Here is an 18,010-nt window from a genome sequence, read left to right as displayed (position 1 = left end):
TCTAAGTCTAATTTATCTATTACAGTGTTAATAATACGTACTGGATGCAATTTTGGAATAAAATCTTCTAAAGAATGTGGAATTAAGCTCATTTGATTCTGAGCGTAATACTTAAATCTTGGTGCTTGTTTTGCCATAAAAACCCGTTGTAATACAGGTGTAATTTACTAAAAATCAATCAAATAACCAATAATCATGAAGTAAAAAATACACAGAATTTAAGAAAAAAAGGGGCTGTCTTCATGAGACAGCCCCTTCCCATTTATATACACTAGTCATCTAGTTTTCTATTGATAATCCTATCAAAATAATCCTGAAGAAAGGCCTTACACTTCATTTCTAGCTCTTCCATTTCTTTATTCTTTTGTTTGATTAGGTTTTTTCTTAAGGCTTTATCATTAATATCATAGAACCCCGTTGCCTCTTGTCCATTAAATCGAACAATATATTTATCTCCTTGATACGTTATTTCATTAGCTCCATAACTCACTGTAAAACGGTCATTGATAGGTCCGTTAATCAGACTACTTCCCCAACTCCTAAATGGCTCGTCATATCCTACTAGATCTAAGATCGTTGGATATATATCCATTTGTTGAGCTAGTCGATTATCCTCCCCTTTCAATCTTTCATCTGGCGTATAGATCATAATCGGAATTGCTGTCCTATTGACCAATTCTTTATATTTATCATAATAAATCTGATTAGTATGATCCGCAGTGATTATAAAAATAGTATTCTCAAACCAAGGTTCATTCTTACTCTCTTCAAAGAAACGTTTAAAAGCATAATCTGTATATCCCACAGGTCCGTGAATTTGTAAATTACCTTTAGGAAACTTCCCTTTATATTTTTCTGGTAACCCAAAAGGTTCATGTGAAGAAACAGAAAACAACGTCGCAAAGAAAGGAGTTTTCTTTTCATTTAACGTTCTTCTCATAAACTGAAAGAAAGGCTCATCCCATATCCCCCATGTCCCATCGAAGTCATCGTCATTATCGTATTCTGTCATTCCATAATAATGATCATAGCCTAAGATATTACCAAAGCCTAAGAAACCCATAGAACCATTCACAGCTCCATGAAAGAAAGAAGTATCATACCCTTTTGAATTCAATAGAGACACTACTGACTCTATCTTCTGATTAGGAAACGGAGAAGACGTAAACGCGTCTTTAAAAGATGGAATACCAGCTAGAATAGAAGGAATAGCATGAATCGACTTATATCCATTTGCAAAAGCATTAGTATATATTAAACTATGTTGCGCTAGCGAATCTATAAAAGGAGTATAACTTTTATAATCTGGTATATCAGTATCTTTATTAAACGCACCAATATACTCTCTACCAAAACTCTCTGTGATAAACAACACAATATTAGGCGTACTTGGCTTATTGACATTATATTGCTCTATACCATCTACATACTTTTCTAATGTTGCTTTATCCATATAGTTCACCATCTTATAGCTACTCTTACCTATTGTTCTTAAGATAGCAAAGGGAGTGTTTAATACGATATCTCCATGCTCTGGTTTAGTCGTATGTCTATTAGCATCGACTATATTGATAGGTCTAGTTTTTTTAGTTACTCCACCTCGTATACCAGATACGATTCCTACTGATGCGATAATGGTGATAACAAGAGTAGATACAAAATAATCTTTAGTGGGCTGTCTCTCCACAGGGCTCATTTTAACCCTAGTGTATAGATATATCCAAAGCGCAGAACTAATCAAAAATAAAACCAACACATCCCAATAATTCACTAAAAAATTAGAAAATAATTGTGTCTTATTCTTTTCATGTTCTAGACTATCTAGCACTGCGATAGTTGTTCTAGACAGAATAAATCTATAATATATTAAATCGACAAAGTTAGTCGCATAAGCTATTAAATTAGGAATAAAGTAAGCTATGAATACCACTTTCTGATATCCAGGTTTTGTATTTATAAATGCTGGCAGTATAGATAGTAAAATAAACAAAATACTGACATAGAAGATAGCCGCACTATCAAATGATAAGGCATAAAATGATAAAGCTAAAAACTGTCCTATCGAATCAACATTTAATAGATCTGCATTATAAAAATAAAATAGCAGACGAGCGACGAAGTAAAAAAGAAAAGCTAGTGATAGTCTATATAACAATACTTTTACCTCGTATACTCTAAACTTATTAGGGGTCATAAGGTTGTAAGGTTTTAATTTTTAAGGTGGCCAAATTTAACCAAAACTTCACTCTAAATAGTTAACCTACAACAAGTTTAAGACTCACATTTTTTTTTAATACAATTTTCACAAAATAGAAAATTATCAAGATTCACAACTTTTTACTTAAATTAAGAGAGTATTCTATAATTAACAATAAAAAAGAAAATATCATCGTCCTTATTTATCAAAATCCCCATACAAAGCATACTGTAATCTCAATTCGAGATTTAACCTATACACCTGCGTTTCTCTTAAATACAGCACATAACTCGTTTAAAAAATACCAGACAACAAATATCTTTATTCTAACTCACAAAAAACCAACTTATTATTAATTTATTATGCTATACCATTATAAACTTTCTAGTAAAAACACCTATTAACTTATAAAAACAGTAGTGCACTAAACGAAGAAAGCACCTATATAAGGTGCTTTCTTCGTTTTAATTATTTGTCTAATCGCTTATCTATTATACGTTCAAAATAGTCTTGAACAAAAGCTTTACACTTTATTTCAAGTCTCTCCATTTCTTTGTTCTTTTGACCGATTAAATTTTTCTTTAACCCTTTATCATTAATATCAAAGAATCCTGTCACCTCTTTCCCATTAAATCTTACGATATAATTCCCCTCTTGGTAAGTGTATTCATTTCCTCCATAATTAATCGTATACGGAGTCGTTATTGTATCATTCACTAAACTTCTTCCCCAGCTTCTAAAAGGTTTGTCATATCCTATTAGATCTAATACTGTAGGATAAATATCTATCTGCTGAGCTAGTCTCTTATCTACCCCTTTTAATCTCTCATCAGGAGTATAGATAAGTATAGGCACTGCAGTACGATTAACCAGTTCTTTATACTCATCATAAGCAATCTGATTAGTATGATCCGCAGTCATGATAAAAATTGTATTGTTAAACCATGGTTCTTTACTACTCTCTTCAAAGAATTTCTTAAAAGCATAATCTGTATATCCTACTGTCTTATGAATAGGAACATCTCCTACAGGAAACTTTCCTTCATACTGAGCAGGAATATTAAATGGCTCATGTGAAGACACTGTAAATATAGTAGCAAAGAAAGGACCTTTCTTCTCATTCAATGTAGTACGCATATACTGGAAAAAAGGTTCATCCCAAATTCCCCATGTACCATCGAAGTCAGCATCATTATTATACTCTGTCTTTCCATAGTAGTGATCATACCCTAAGATATTACCAAATCCTAAGAATCCCATAGATCCATTAGGTGCACCGTGGAAGAAGGAAGTGTCATATCCTTTAGACTTCAGTGTAGACACTAGAGATTCTATCTTCTGCTTCGGATATGGAGATGATGTAAATGCGTCTTTAAACGAAGGAATTCCTGCGATGACAGATGATACACCATGAATAGATTTATATCCATTTGCGAAGGCATTAGGGAATATTAAACTATGCTGAGAAAGCGAATCTATAAAAGGCGTATAACTCTTATAGTTCTTAATATTCATATCTTTATTAAAAGCTCCTATATACTCACGTCCATAACTTTCTGTGATAAATAGTACTATATTAGGAGTACTAGGTTCATTAGTATGATACTGCTTCACTCCACTTATATTTTTATTAAGTGTAGCTTCATCCATATATTCTACTTTCTTAAAACTTGTCTTACCTATTGTTCTCAAGATAGCGAATGGAGTATTTAATACGATATCTGCGTGCTCAGGTTTCTCTACATGTCTATTCGCATCAATGATATTCAGTGGTCGAGTAGCTTTCTTTAAATCCCCTCTTACACCTGCTACAAAGCCGACTCCTGTCACAATAATAATCAATACAGTAGACAGCCAATAAGACTTCTTATTTTCTACCTTTAAGAATCGTGTAAACTTGACCTTAGTATATAAGTAAACCCATAACACACATAGTACAATACAAATAAGAAAAACATGCCAATAATTAACCAAGAAGTTAAAAAACAATTGTCCCTTATTTGACTCGTGTTCTAAACTGTCAAAAACAGCTATAGTAGTACGTGCATAAATAAATCTATAGTAAATAAAATCAATAAAATTAGTAGAATACGCTATCAAGTTAGGAATGATATAAGCGTAAAATACTACCTTCTGATACCCTTTTTTCGTATTGATAAATAAAGGCAGAATAGATAATAATATAAATAATATATTTACATAGAAAATAGCCATCCTATCAAACGTGATACCATGATACGCTAATTCTAAAAATTGACCAAAAGAGTCTACATTTAATAAATCACTATTATAGAAGTAAAATAGTGTACGAGCAATGAAGTAAAAGAAGAAAGCTAGGAATAATCTATAAGCCATTACTACTACTTCATTCAATCGATATCGATTAGAAATCATATTATTATTTTTTTAGAAACACAAACTTAATCATTTCTATTCGGACTTGTATTAGCATTTAGAAGCATTTTATACCCATACTAAAGGTTTTTTTAAGAAAAATTATATTATCCCTTCTAATAACAATATCTGATTCCATCTATCTAGAGAAGTAATGCTCTTCCACAGAACATTCAGTCTTCATGCATATAGCTACATAGTAACTATCTTATCCTTATGATATCAGTCCGTTATATCTTACCAAAAAACGGACTCATAACGGACTCACTACGGACTCAAATCAAGCGAAACTTGTCTCGTCCTACTATAACTGTACAGCTAGAACAGAAAGAAAGAATACAATTGTATTGAAGATAAATACTAAAATGAAATTCGTATAATCTCTAAATTAACTAATATCCTATAATAATTTTTAACGATTATTTTAATATATCACAAAGATACTAAATGTTTTTTCCTTATATTTATAGAGCATGATTTACAGTCATTTAGACTCTTAGTATAAACTTCATCAACAAGGAACTATAAAATGAATAATGTAGTTTAGAAGAAAATCAACTACAAGAATTGCAAATAAATCAGATAAAAATTGCCAAGTACACACTAAATACGAGAAATCTTATATTTTTTTTGTACTTTGCGTTAGCTAATTAATGATAACATGGTAAATCCTACAAGACTTTTTGATATTCCTTATTTGCAGAATGAACACTTTCCTCTGGCTGCATCCTTAGTTACTAAGGTAAATGGAGTATGGGAAAAAACATCCTCACAGGAATATATAGATAAGGCTAATATGGTTTCGCGTGCCTTACTACGTCTAGGCATAGAAGCAAATGATAAAATAGCTGTCATCTCTACTAATAACCAAACTAAATGGAATCTTTTAGATATTGGTATTTTACAAATCGGTGCTCAGAATGTGCCTATCTACCCTACTATTGCAGCAGAAGACTATCAATACATTCTTAGTCATGCAGAAGCGAAGTACTGTGTAGTATCAGATCAAGAAATTTACAACAAATTAATAAGTGTCAAAGATCAATTACCTCTTCTTAAAGGTATTTGTTCATTTGACCATATCGAAGGTTGCAAAACTTTTGATGAGATTCTTGAATTAGGAAGAGATACTTCCAATCAAGAAGAAGTAGATCGCATTAAAGACTCTATCACACCGGATCACTTAGCTACGCTAATCTACACATCTGGTACTACAGGTAGGCCTAAAGGTGTAATGCTATCTCATAACAACATCTTATCTAACGTGATAGGTAGCTGGGACAGAGTTCCTTTTGGTCGTGAAGATCATTATAAAGCACTTAGTTTCTTACCTTTATGCCACGTATTCGAAAGAATGCTAATTTATCTTTACCAATTCTCAGGTACATCTATTTACTATGCAGAGTCGATTGATAAAATGAGCGATAACTTAAAAGAAGTTAGTCCTAATGTCATGACTGTAGTACCACGATTATTAGAGAAAGTGTACGATAAAATCTTTGCAAAAGGTTCTTCTCTAACAGGTATCAAAAAACGTATTTTCTTCTGGGCTCTTGAACTAGGGTTCCAATATAAACCATATAACAGAAGTGCTTTCTACAACTTCCAGCTAAAAATAGCTCGAAAGTTAGTATTCAGCAAATGGCAAGAAGGACTAGGAGGACAAATGAAGATTATTGTTTCTGGTAGTGCTCCTCTCCAAGCTCGTCTATCTAAAGTATTTAATGCTGCAGGTATACCTGTGATGGAAGGATATGGTCTTACAGAGACATCTCCTGTTATATCTGTAAATGATGCTCGTAATGGAGGATTGAGATTCGGTACAGTAGGTCGTCCTTTAAGTAATGTAGAGGTAAAAATAGCAGAAGACGGTGAAATCTTATGTAAAGCTCCTAATGTAATGATGGGATACTTTAAAGATGAAGAAAAAACCAATAGTGTTATAAAAGATGGGTATTTCCATACAGAGGATATTGGTAAAATAGACGAAGATGGTTTCTTACATATCACTGACCGTAAAAAAGAAATGTTCAAAACATCTGGAGGTAAATATGTAGCTCCTCAGATGATTGAGAATATGATGAAGCAATCTCGCTTTATCGAACAAATCATGGTTATCGGTGAAGGAGAAAAGATGCCTGCTGCTTTTATTCAGATAGATTTTGACTTCGTTAAAGAATGGGCACGTCGCAAAAGATATGATATAGGTACTACGAATCAAGAAATAGTAACAAATCAAAAAGTTATTGACCGTATAGCTGAAGAAGTAGAAGCTGTAAACAAAAAATTTGGTAAATGGGAACAAGTGAAGAAATTCGAACTTACTCCTGATGTATGGAGTATTGACAGTGAGCACTTAACCCCTACTCTTAAACTTCGTAGACGTATTATTCTTGAGAAACATAAAGACTTATACGACAAGATTTACAGAAGTTAATGACATAAAAAATCACTAAATCAAGAAATATTTTAAAAATAGTATGCACGCATACTATTTTTTTTTATATTTGAATTATTCTAAATGGTATGAAGAACACAACAATCGATTATATACTTAGAGCAACATGGCAAGCTGTAGCTAGAATGTACAATGAAGAAGCCGCTAAATACGATGCGACAATGTCACTTGCTTTTGCACTACTAAGTATAGACAAAGAAGGTACCCCTTCTACTCTACTAGGACCGAATATGGGTATGGAAGCAACGAGTCTTACTCGTACTCTAAAAAAATTAGAAGAGAACAAATTAATCACACGTGAAAAGAATCCTAATGATGGACGTGGTGTGATTATAAAACTAACTCCTCTAGGTTTAGAGAAAAGAGAATTATCTAAAGCAAAAGTAAAACGCTTTAATGAGAAAATTCGCACCCAAATATCTGAAGAAAAAATTCAGCACTTTATGGAAGTAACTGAAGTTATTAATCAGTTAATCAACGACAAAAGTATATTTGAAGACAAATAATTTTTGTACCTTAAGAGAGTTAAATAATAGTATTAAAAACCAAAGAACAATAAATATGAAAAGAATAATTAAAAAGGTAGCCGTAGTAGGATCTGGTGTAATGGGATCAGCTATTGCTTGTCATTTTGCAAATATCGGATTAGAAGTATTGCTTCTTGACATTGTACCTAGAGAATTAACTCCTGAAGAGGAAAAGAAAGGTCTTACTCTAGAAAGTAAGATTGTTAGAAATAAAATAGCAAGTACTCACTTAGCTAATGCACTAAAATCTAAACCTGCTCCTATTTATTCTCAAGCTTTTGCTTCACGTATCACTACAGGGAATATAGAAGATGATTTAGTAAAAATAAAAGATTGCGACTGGGTAATCGAAGTAGTAATCGAAAGATTAGACATTAAGAAATCTGTATTCGAGCAAATCGAGAAATACAGAAAACCAGGTTCATTAATTACATCTAATACATCTGGTATTCCAATGAAATTAATGGTAGAAGGTCGTTCTGAAGATTTCCAAAAACACTTCTGTGGAACACACTTCTTCAATCCTCCTAGATATTTACAATTATTCGAAATCATCCCTGGTCCTCATACGGCTCCAGAAGTTATCGAATTCTTCCAAAAATACAGTAGCTTATACTTAGGTAAAACTCCAGTATTATGTAAAGATACTCCTGGTTTTATCGGTAACCGTATCGGTGTATACTCTATGGCGATGGTAATGCAGTTAGCACAAGAGATTGGATTAACTATTGAAGAGGCTGATACATTAACAGGTTCTATCCTAGGTCGCCCTAAGACGGGTACCTTTAAACTAGGTGACTTAGTAGGTCTTGATACAGCTATTAACGTAACAAATGGCTTAAAACAAAACTGTCCTCATGACGCTATGATTCAAGAGGTAAAAGACAGTAAGCCTTTAAACTTCCTATTAGAAAACAAATTCTTAGGTGATAAGTCTAGAAAAGGATTCTATTATAAAGAAGTAGATAAAGAGGGAAAAACAAATCGATTCGCTCTTGACCTAGAAAAATTAGAATACCGTCCATTAGAACGTGCTAAGATTGCTGTATTAGAAACAGCAAAACAAGCTGGTGGTACTAAAGCTAAATTAGCTTTATTATTAGCAGACCAAACAAAAGCAGGTGAATTAATAAGAAAACACTTTGCTTCATTATTCGCTTACGTTTCTCAACGTGTTCCAGAAATTACAGATACCCTATTCCCTATCGATGACGCCATGCGTACAGGATATGCATGGAAATATGGTCCATTCCAAACTTGGGATTTAGTAGGACTTGAAAAAGGTATTGCTTTAATTGAAAAAGAAGGTTATACAGTAGCTGACTGGGTTAAAGAATTAGCTGCATCTGGAGCAAAAAGTTTCTATAAAGTAGAGAATGGTAAAAAGTTATTCTACAATCAAAACACTAAAACATTTGAACCAATTCCTGGCCAAGACGCATTCATTATCTTAGATAATATTAGAACAACTAATAAGGTTTGGGGTAATAGTGAAGCATCTCTTATTGACTTAGGTGATGGTATTGTGAACTTAGAGTTCCACTCAAAAATGAATACTATCGGTGGTGGTGTTTTAGCTGGATTAAACAAAGCTGTTGAAATTGCAGAAAAAGACTTCCAAGGACTAGTAGTAGGAAACCAAGGTAGCAACTTCTCAGTAGGTGCTAACTTAATGATGATTTTCATGATGGCTGCAGAGCAAGATTGGGATGAATTAAATATCGCTATCAAAACGTTCCAAGATACGATGATGAAAATGCGTTACTCTGGTATTCCAGTAGTTGCTGCTCCTCATGGTATGACATTCGGTGGTGGATGTGAGTTGAGCTTACACGCTGATAAGGTAGTAGCTGCTGCTGAAACCTATATCGGATTAGTTGAATTCGGTGTAGGACTTATCCCTGGTGGAGGTGGTTCTAAAGAGATGACAGTAAGAGCGTCTGATCTATACCGCAAAAACGATGTGGAACTAAATACATTACAAGAGCACTTCTTAACAATAGGTATGGCGAAAGTAGCTACCTCTGCTCAAGAAGCTTTTGATTTGAATATATTACAAAAAGGTAAAGATGTAGTAGTTGTAAATAAAGATTTACAATTAGCACAAGCTAAACGCGAGGCTTTAGTATTAGCTCAAGCTGGGTACACTCAGCCTGCTAAACGCAAAGACATTAAAGTACTAGGTCGTCAGGCTTTAGGTATGTTCTTAGTAGGAACTGATAGTATGATGGCTGGTAAATACATCTCTGAACACGATCGTAAAATAGCTAACAAATTAGCATATGTTATGGCTGGAGGAGATTTATCAGAAGCTACTTTAGTGACTGAACAATACTTACTAGATCTAGAGAGAGAAGCATTCTTATCACTATGTGGAGAGCGCAAAACTCTAGAGAGAATCCAGTATATGTTGAAAAATGGTAAACCATTAAGAAACTAATCTTTAACCAATTTAAAACGACAAAGAATATGAAAACTGCATATATAGTACAAGGATATAGAACAGCTGTAGGTAAAGCGCCTAAAGGAGTCTTCAGATTTAAAAGACCTGACGAGCTTGCTGCTGAAACTATTGAATATTTAATGAGCAAATTACCTGAATTTGACAAATCACGTATTGATGATGTCATGGTAGGTAACGCTATGCCTGAGGCTGAACAAGGGTTAAATATGGGACGTCTAATCTCTCTTATGGGATTAAAAATAGATGATGTACCTGGAGTTACAGTAAATAGATACTGTGCATCTGGAATAGAAACTATCGGAATGGCAGTTGCTAAGATCCAAGCTGGTATGGCTGACTGTATTATTGCTGGTGGAGCAGAAAGTATGAGTTATATCCCTATGGGAGGATATAAACCAACTCCTGATTATGGTGTTGCAAAAGAAGGACATGAAGATTACTATTGGGGAATGGGATTAACAGCTGAAGCAGTAGCTCATCAATTCAAAGTCTCTCGTGAAGATCAAGATGAGTTTGCTTATAACTCTCATATGAAGGCTTTAAAAGCACAAGCAGATGGAAAATTTGATGATCAAATCGTTCCAATCAATATTAATGAAGTATTCATTAATGAAAAAGGTAAAAAAGATAGCAAATCATATACAATAACTAAAGATGAAGGGCCTAGAGCAGGAACTTCTATTGAAGCTTTAGCAAAACTAAGACCTGTATTTGCTGCTGATGGTTCTGTAACAGCGGGTAACTCTTCTCAAATGAGTGATGGTGCTGCATTCGTTATGGTAATGTCAGAAGAAATGGTTAAAGAATTAAACATTGAGCCTATCGCTCGTATGGTAAACTATGCAGCGGCTGGTGTAGAACCACGTATCATGGGTATTGGGCCAGTAAAAGCAATTCCAAAAGCTCTTAAACAAGCAGGATTACAGCTAAAAGATATCGACTTATTCGAATTAAATGAAGCTTTTGCATCTCAGTCATTAGCAGTAATTAGAGAGTTAGGTATCAACCCAGATATCGTCAATGTAAACGGTGGAGCTATTGCACTAGGTCACCCTCTAGGATGTACAGGTGCTAAACTATCAGTACAGTTATTTGATGAAATGAAACGTCGTGGATCTAAATATGGAATGGTAACAATGTGTGTAGGTACAGGACAAGGTGCTGCAGGAATTTATGAACTATTATAAAAGCTATTAACCCAATAAACGAAATATATTATGAGTAAAGATATCACAAGAGGAGGACAATTTTTAATTAAAGAAACTAAATACCAAGACGTATTTACTCCTGAAGACTTCACAGAAGAGCAAATCATGATGCGTGATTCTGTAAAAGAATTCATTGACAAAGAAATATGGCCAAACAAAGAACGCTTCGAGAAAAAAGATTATGCTTTCACAGAAGCTTCTATGCGTAAAGCAGGAGAATTAGGATTATTAGGTGTAGCTGTACCAGAAGCTTATGGAGGATTAGAGATGGGATTCATTTCTACAATGCTAGTATGTGATTATATTTCTGGAGCAACAGGTTCATTCTCGACTGCTTTTGGTGCTCATACAGGAATTGGTACTATGCCAATTACATTATATGGTAACGAAGAACAAAAGAAAAAATACGTTCCAAAATTAGCTTCAGGCGAGTGGTTTGGTGCTTACTGTTTAACGGAGCCAGACGCAGGATCTGATGCTAACTCAGGAAAAACAAAAGCTGTCTTATCAGCTGATGGAAGCCACTACTCTATCACTGGACAAAAAATGTGGATCTCTAACGCAGGATTCTGTAATCTATTTATCGTATTTGCTCGTATCGAAGATGATAAAAATATCACAGGATTTATCGTAGAAAACGATCCTAGCAACGGAATTACATTAGGAGAAGAAGAGCACAAATTAGGTATTAGAGCTTCTTCTACTCGCCAAGTATTCTTTAGCGAAACAAAAGTTCCAGTAGAGAATATGCTTTCTGAAAGAGGGAATGGTTTCAAAATTGCGATGAATGCATTAAACGTTGGACGTATCAAATTAGCCGCTGCTTGTTTAGATTCTCAACGTCGCTTAATCACACAATCTGTAAAATATGCTAATGAGCGCATCCAGTTTAAAACACCTATTTCTTCTTTTGGTGCTATCCGTACAAAATTAGCAGAGATGGCTACAAATGCTTATGTAGGTGAAGCTGCTTCATATAGAGCTGCTGCTTCTATTGAAGAAAGAATTAACCAACGTGTTGCTGAAGGAAATTCACATCAAGAGGCTGAATTAAAAGGAGTAGAAGAATTCGCTATTGAGTGTTCTATCCTTAAAGTAGCAGTGTCAGAAGATGTTCAATCATGTGCTGATGAAGGAATCCAAATCTTCGGAGGAATGGGATTCTCAGAAGACACACCTATGGAAAGCGCATGGAGAGATGCTCGTATATCTCGTATCTATGAAGGAACAAACGAGATTAACCGTATGCTAGCAGTTGGAATGTTAATCAAAAAAGCAATGAAAGGACATGTTGATTTATTAGGTCCTGCTATGAAAGTAGCTGATGAATTAATGAGCATCCCAAGCTTTGACGTGCCAGATTATTCTGAATTATTTGCAGAAGAGAAAGAAATGATTAGTAAACTAAAACAAGCTTTCTTAATGGTAGCTGGTAGTGCTGTTCAAAAATATGGTCCAGACCTAGATAAACATCAAGCACTATTAATGGCTGCTTCAGATATGATGATTGAAATCTATATGGCAGAAAGTGCTATCCTTAGAACTGAGAAATTAGCGAAGTTAAAAGGAGAAGAAAATATCAAAGAACAAATCGCTATGGCACAATTATACTTATATCACGCTGTAGATATCATCGGAGCAAAAGGAAAAGAAGGTATCGCTTCTTTTGCTGAAGGCGATGAACAACGTGTAATGTTAATGGGACTACGCAGATTTACAAAATATGTAAACTTACCAAACGTAAATGCACTTAGAGAAACTATTGCAACGAAATTGGTAGATGCTAACGAATACGTATTCTAATAAGAATACAAACAATTTGGTTTAGTTTGTTTGAAAAAAACCGCTTCTTTTCTTCGGAAAAGGGCGGTTTTTTATTTTATAACACAAATAAGAAACCTTTATAGCACCTTAAAAAAGAAACTATTCATAAATAAAAAACGAAAAATCAGCACTTTGCAAAAATTTGTTCAAAATATTTCATCTTTTGTTTCACTATAATCATCTAAAAAGTTTACTTTTGCACCATAATTTTTTTATACTTAAAAGATATTTACTGTGGAAAACGCAAATGCTTTAAAATTGATTAAAAAGATTCAATCAGATTTAATTTCTGATGGTCTTGTTGTAGAAAACATTGTAGCAGATTTACAAAAACTTAGAGAGTTTGCTCTACTTGAAGAAAAACCAGTGTTAGTTAAATCTATTCGTTTAGCTTATGAGCACATTCAAAACAACAAAGCTTTTTTAATTGCAATACCATCTGATGAGCCTATCGAAGAAGAAGGAGAAGAAGGAGCTACTGCAGTTGAGAAAGAAGCTATGAATGACTTAGAAAGTTTACAGTACTTATTATCTTTATACAAAGACATTAATAACAAACATAACTTAGAAGACTTAAAAGATTACAACAATCGTTTATTAGCTTTCTAATTTAAATGTTAATCTAAATATAAAAGCCTATCAGAATTCCTGTTAGGCTTTTTTTGTTTCTATTTAAAAACTATATTAGCATACTTAAAACTTCTAATTTAATTAAAATGCTAAAGACATTTAAAATTGTTGCGTTACTTGAAGGGTTATCTTTACTAGCGCTTTTATTCATCGCTATGCCTTTAAAATACTTTTTCGAAAAACCAGAAATGGTAAGTAAAGTTGGAATGGCCCATGGAGTATTGTTTATACTCTATATAGTAATGGCTACAGTACTTAAAAGTGATGAAAAATGGAGTCTACGAAAATATGGTCTTATTTGTCTAGCTTCAGTTGTGCCATTTGGTACTTTTATCATGGAGAAAAAACTTCTTGAAAGTAAAGCATAAAAAAATAAGTCTGTACAGACTTATTTTTTTATGTATCGCTCTATAGCATCCAAAATAATGTCATGATGATCAAATGCTAAATCTGGTAATTCATCTATCTCAAACCAGGCTAGCTCTTTAGCATCATCAGCTGCTTCTCCTATAACCTCCTCTCCTACTTCACCCAAGAAAGCTATCGTAACCATATGAGACCTAGGATCTCTAAATGGTTTGCCATAAGCTTTAATTTGAACTAATTGATTAAGGTCAATTGACGTTTCTTCACGTAATTCACGCTTTGCTGCATTCTCTAAATCCTCATTTTCATCTACAAAACCACCAGGCAAAGCCCAATAATCGCGAAATGGTTCATTTTTGCGCTTTATTAATAATATCTGTGAAATATTTAAATATTTTTTAAACAATACTACATCTACAGTAACAAATATCTTAGAAACATATCCCATATTATACAATTTTTATGAAACAAAAGTACTAAATCTATCCTTTTTTACAAAAAAACAACATTTTATCTTTCTATTACAAATCTTTGCCTTATATTTGCTCCATAAGCGATTAGTAAAAAAACTGATTATTTTAATCATGTTTAATGGAAATTAAAAAGACAACTATGAAAAAATTAACATTACCGTTATTGGCTTCTGTATTAGCTTTTGGTGCTGTTCATGCTCAAAGTCCTTACAACAAATGGTCTATTGACTTAAATGGAGGATTTGCTAAACCAGCTAGAGCAGGTCAATCTGCTGAAACATTCAAAAACTTACACTTAGATGGAGGTGTACGTTATAGCTTAAACAACAAATTTGGTATTAAAGCTTCTTTTGGCTATGATAAATTAGACAACTGGACTAATGATGCTGATTTAAACACTAACCACTACAGAACAAGCTTAGAAGGGGTTGTTAACGTTGGAAGACTTTTAAACTTCGAAACTTGGACTAAAGTATTAAACGTACAAGCTCACGCAGGGGGAGGTTACTCTTGGATGAACGGAGATGCATTCTCTGGAACAGACAATATGGGACACTTAATGGCTGGATTAACTGGTCAAATTAAAGTTCACCCACGTGTTGCATTAAACGCTGACTTTACAGTTATTCAAAACTTAGAGCAAAACAAAAACTGGAATGGTGTAGGTAACACAAGTCGTTCTATTGCTCAAGGAACTATGTTTAACGCTTCTGTTGGAGTTTCTATCTATTTAGGTAAAAATGCTCAACACGCTGATTGGTATACTGAAGCAGAACAAGAAAATGCTTTATTAGCTGAATTAGACGGAAGAGTATCTAAAGTAGAAAGCATGTTAGTTGACTCTGATGGAGACGGTGTGCCAGATTACTTAGACTTAGAGCCTAATACACCAGCTGGTGCTTTAGTTGATTCTAGAGGTAGAAATATCGATAAAAACAACAACGGTATCGCTGATAACATCGAAGCTTTCATCGCTGAGAAATATGGTAACCAACCAGAACAAGCTGTTGCAGGTAACGATTCTAACATGATTAAAGAATTAATCAACAAAGGATATGTTGCTGCTTACTTTGACTTTGATAAAACTCAACCAACAAACGTTGACGGAATCAACTTCATCGTTAACTACTTAAAAGCTAATCCAAATGCTTCTGTTGAAGTTATGGGTTATGCTGATGCAGTAGGAAACAAATCTTACAACAATAAGTTATCTGAAAGACGTGCTAACGCAGTTAAAGATATCTTAGTTAAATCTGGAGTTAGTGCTTCTAAAGTTTCTGCTAAAGGAAACGGAATCGATGACGCAGTGTCTAAAGATTCAGCTGCAGCTCGTAGAATTGCAAGAAAAGTTGTATTCAAAATTAACTAATTTTAGAATTCAATCTAATCATATTAAAGCGCAAGATTATTCTTGCGCTTTTTTTGTTTTTAATAAGTAACTTTGTATACTTATTAAATCAACTATGAAATTCAATTTAAATTCAGAATATAAACCAACAGGAGATCAACCTGAAGCAATTAAAAAGCTTGCTCAAGGAATCAATGCAGATGAAAAATACCAAACATTAGTTGGAGTTACTGGTTCTGGAAAAACATTTACTGTTGCAAATGTTATTAACGAAGTTAATAGACCTACTTTAATATTAGCTCATAATAAAACATTAGCAGCGCAATTATATACAGAGTTTAAAAGCTTTTTTCCTAACAATTCAGTAGAGTATTTTGTCTCATATTATGACTACTACCAACCCGAGGCATTCTTACCAGTAACAGGCACCTATATAGAAAAAGACTTATCAATCAATGAAGAACTAGAAAAAATGCGATTAAGCACTACTTCTGCCCTACTTTCAGGAAGGAGAGATATTATCGTAGTAGCTTCTGTTTCTTGTTTATATGGTATAGGCAATCCTATTGAGTTCCAAAAAAACGTAATCACACTTGAACTAGATCAACAAATAAGCAGAACAAAACTATTACATAGATTAGTACAAAGTTTATATGCAAGAACTGAAGCTGAATTTACTCCAGGAACTTTTAGAATAAAAGGAGATACAGTAGAAGTATTCCCTAGTTATGCAGACAATCCATTTAGAATACATTTCTTTGGAGATGAAATTGAAGATATAGAAGTATTCAATCCCTCTACTTCTGCCGTAATAGAGAAATACAGCAACCTTAATATTTACCCAGCTAATATGTTTGTAACATCACCAGATGTTCTACAAAAAGCTATATGGGAAATACAGCAAGATCTAGTCAAACAAGTTGATTACTTCAAAGAAATAGGAAAACACTTAGAAGCTAAACGTCTAGAAGAACGCACAAACTTTGATTTAGAAATGATCAGAGAACTTGGCTATTGTTCTGGTATCGAAAACTATTCAAGATATTTAGATGGTAGAGAACAAGGCACACGTCCATTCTGCTTACTAGATTATTTCCCAGATGACTATCTAATGGTTATCGATGAGAGTCACGTTACTGTATCACAAGTGCATGCCATGTATGGAGGTGATAGATCTCGTAAAGAAAACCTAGTAGAATATGGATTCAGATTACCTGCCGCACTAGACAATAGACCTCTTAAATTCGAGGAATTTGAAGCCATGCAAAATCAAGTAGTATATGTTTCTGCAACTCCAGCAGATTATGAATTACAAAAATCTGAAGGAGTTTATGTAGAGCAATTAATTCGCCCGACAGGACTACTAGACCCTATTATCGAAATTAGACCAACAGAAAATCAAATAGATAATTTAATAGAAGAAATTCATTCTAGAGTTGAAAAAGATGAAAGAGTACTAGTTACTACATTAACCAAAAGAATGGCAGAAGAATTAGCTAAATATTTCACGCGTGTAGGAATCAGATGTAGATATATTCACTCTGATGTTGATACACTAGAACGCGTTGAAATCATGCAAGACTTAAGAAAAGGACTATTTGATGTGTTAATCGGAGTAAACTTATTAAGAGAAGGACTAGATTTACCTGAAGTATCACTAGTTGCTATTTTAGACGCTGATAAGGAAGGTTTTCTTAGAAGTCACAGATCACTTACACAAACCGTAGGAAGAGCCGCTAGAAACGTAAATGGCAAAGCAATTATGTATGCTGACAAAATCACAGATAGCATGCAAAAGACTATAGACGAAACAAACTATAGACGAGAAAAACAGATGAATTTCAACAAGAAGCACAACATTACTCCTACCGCTATTAACAAAAAAATATCTAGTGAATTAGTAAAAGCTTCTTATGAGGACATTCAAAAAGAAACTATTCTTCAGGCAGCAGAAGAAACTCTTAAATACAAATCTAAAGCTGATATAGAAAAAATAATTAGAGAGAAGAGAAAAGAAATGGAGAAAGCTGCTAAAGACTTAGATTTTATCAATGCAGCTCGTTTAAGAGACGAAATAAAAGCTTTAAAAGACAAACTGTAGATAATTTAATTACCTTTGCA

General features: G+C 33.7%; 12 protein-coding genes. 9 read left to right on the top strand and 3 right to left on the bottom strand.

All coding sequences use genetic code 11. The annotated features are described in order from the left end of the window. Positions 1 to 271 precede the first annotated feature (271 nt). The gene (locus HX049_RS16170) at positions 272 to 2,194 is read right to left on the bottom strand and encodes an LTA synthase family protein (protein ID WP_286417144.1); all 1,923 of its coding nucleotides are present in this window, start codon (positions 2,192 to 2,194) and stop codon (positions 272 to 274) included. Positions 2,195 to 2,665: 471 nt separating this feature from the next. Further along, positions 2,666 to 4,591, bottom strand: coding sequence for an LTA synthase family protein (locus tag HX049_RS16165; protein WP_286417143.1), 1,926 nt, complete (start codon positions 4,589 to 4,591; stop codon positions 2,666 to 2,668). A 661-nt stretch (positions 4,592 to 5,252) separates the two neighbouring features. On the opposite strand from HX049_RS16165, the gene HX049_RS16160 reads away from it, so the two are divergent. The 7 genes from HX049_RS16160 to HX049_RS16130 all read left to right on the top strand — a co-directional run bounded on the left by HX049_RS16160 (position 5,253) and on the right by HX049_RS16130 (position 14,070). Next, on the top strand, positions 5,253 to 7,028 hold the full coding sequence (locus HX049_RS16160; protein ID WP_286417141.1) for an AMP-dependent synthetase/ligase: 1,776 nt from the start codon (positions 5,253 to 5,255) through the stop codon (positions 7,026 to 7,028). An 89-nt stretch (positions 7,029 to 7,117) separates the two neighbouring features. Then, positions 7,118 to 7,555: a MarR family winged helix-turn-helix transcriptional regulator gene (locus HX049_RS16155; protein WP_006259151.1), complete on the top strand. Its 438-nt coding sequence runs from the start codon at positions 7,118 to 7,120 to the stop codon at positions 7,553 to 7,555. 55 nt (positions 7,556 to 7,610) lie between these two features. Beyond that, positions 7,611 to 10,016 (top strand): 3-hydroxyacyl-CoA dehydrogenase/enoyl-CoA hydratase family protein, encoded by a 2,406-nt coding sequence (locus HX049_RS16150; RefSeq protein WP_286417139.1) that lies wholly within the window; start codon positions 7,611 to 7,613, stop codon positions 10,014 to 10,016. Positions 10,017 to 10,045: 29 nt separating this feature from the next. Then, positions 10,046 to 11,227, top strand: a complete 1,182-nt coding sequence (locus tag HX049_RS16145) for an acetyl-CoA C-acyltransferase (protein ID WP_041890827.1) — start codon at positions 10,046 to 10,048, stop codon at positions 11,225 to 11,227. Between the two features lie 30 nt (positions 11,228 to 11,257). After that, positions 11,258 to 13,051: an acyl-CoA dehydrogenase family protein gene (locus tag HX049_RS16140; protein ID WP_041890824.1), complete on the top strand. Its 1,794-nt coding sequence runs from the start codon at positions 11,258 to 11,260 to the stop codon at positions 13,049 to 13,051. Between the two features lie 255 nt (positions 13,052 to 13,306). Next, on the top strand, positions 13,307 to 13,681 hold the full coding sequence (locus HX049_RS16135) for a hypothetical protein (protein ID WP_286417136.1): 375 nt from the start codon (positions 13,307 to 13,309) through the stop codon (positions 13,679 to 13,681). A 107-nt stretch (positions 13,682 to 13,788) separates the two neighbouring features. Further along, positions 13,789 to 14,070, top strand: a complete 282-nt coding sequence (locus HX049_RS16130; RefSeq protein WP_041890817.1) for a DUF3817 domain-containing protein — start codon at positions 13,789 to 13,791, stop codon at positions 14,068 to 14,070. 20 nt (positions 14,071 to 14,090) lie between these two features. Here the strand turns inward: HX049_RS16130 and HX049_RS16125 are convergent, their stop codons facing one another. Continuing rightward, positions 14,091 to 14,516, bottom strand: coding sequence for an NUDIX hydrolase (locus HX049_RS16125; protein ID WP_286417135.1), 426 nt, complete (start codon positions 14,514 to 14,516; stop codon positions 14,091 to 14,093). Between the two features lie 164 nt (positions 14,517 to 14,680). Between HX049_RS16125 and HX049_RS16120 the strand changes: the two genes are divergently transcribed. Both HX049_RS16120 and uvrB read left to right on the top strand, forming a co-directional pair. After that, positions 14,681 to 15,910 carry an OmpA family protein gene (locus HX049_RS16120; RefSeq protein WP_286417134.1) on the top strand — a complete coding sequence of 410 codons (1,230 nt, stop codon included), beginning with the start codon at positions 14,681 to 14,683 and terminating at the stop codon, positions 15,908 to 15,910. Between the two features lie 94 nt (positions 15,911 to 16,004). Next, the gene (gene uvrB, locus HX049_RS16115) at positions 16,005 to 17,990 is read left to right on the top strand and encodes an excinuclease ABC subunit UvrB (protein ID WP_286417132.1); all 1,986 of its coding nucleotides are present in this window, start codon (positions 16,005 to 16,007) and stop codon (positions 17,988 to 17,990) included. Positions 17,991 to 18,010 lie beyond the last annotated feature (20 nt).

Origin of the sequence: Myroides odoratimimus (assembly GCF_030326305.1) — a bacterium.
Taxonomy (GTDB): domain Bacteria; phylum Bacteroidota; class Bacteroidia; order Flavobacteriales; family Flavobacteriaceae; genus Flavobacterium; species Flavobacterium odoratimimum_A.
Note: the sequence above shows the minus strand (reverse complement) of the source record. Positions and strands in the feature narration are given on the sequence as shown.

Excerpts from the sequence above, each read along its gene's own strand:
- HX049_RS16170 (WP_286417144.1), bottom strand. The coding sequence starts at position 2,194 with ATGACCCCTAATAAGTTTAGAGTATACGAGGTAAAAGTATTGTTATAT.
- HX049_RS16165 (WP_286417143.1), bottom strand. The coding sequence starts at position 4,591 with ATGATTTCTAATCGATATCGATTGAATGAAGTAGTAGTAATGGCTTAT.
- HX049_RS16160 (WP_286417141.1), top strand. The coding sequence starts at position 5,253 with ATGGTAAATCCTACAAGACTTTTTGATATTCCTTATTTGCAGAATGAA.
- HX049_RS16155 (WP_006259151.1), top strand. The coding sequence starts at position 7,118 with ATGAAGAACACAACAATCGATTATATACTTAGAGCAACATGGCAAGCT.
- HX049_RS16150 (WP_286417139.1), top strand. The coding sequence starts at position 7,611 with ATGAAAAGAATAATTAAAAAGGTAGCCGTAGTAGGATCTGGTGTAATG.
- HX049_RS16145 (WP_041890827.1), top strand. The coding sequence starts at position 10,046 with ATGAAAACTGCATATATAGTACAAGGATATAGAACAGCTGTAGGTAAA.
- HX049_RS16140 (WP_041890824.1), top strand. The coding sequence starts at position 11,258 with ATGAGTAAAGATATCACAAGAGGAGGACAATTTTTAATTAAAGAAACT.
- HX049_RS16130 (WP_041890817.1), top strand. The coding sequence starts at position 13,789 with ATGCTAAAGACATTTAAAATTGTTGCGTTACTTGAAGGGTTATCTTTA.
- HX049_RS16125 (WP_286417135.1), bottom strand. The coding sequence starts at position 14,516 with ATGGGATATGTTTCTAAGATATTTGTTACTGTAGATGTAGTATTGTTT.
- HX049_RS16120 (WP_286417134.1), top strand. The coding sequence starts at position 14,681 with ATGAAAAAATTAACATTACCGTTATTGGCTTCTGTATTAGCTTTTGGT.
- uvrB (WP_286417132.1), top strand. The coding sequence starts at position 16,005 with ATGAAATTCAATTTAAATTCAGAATATAAACCAACAGGAGATCAACCT.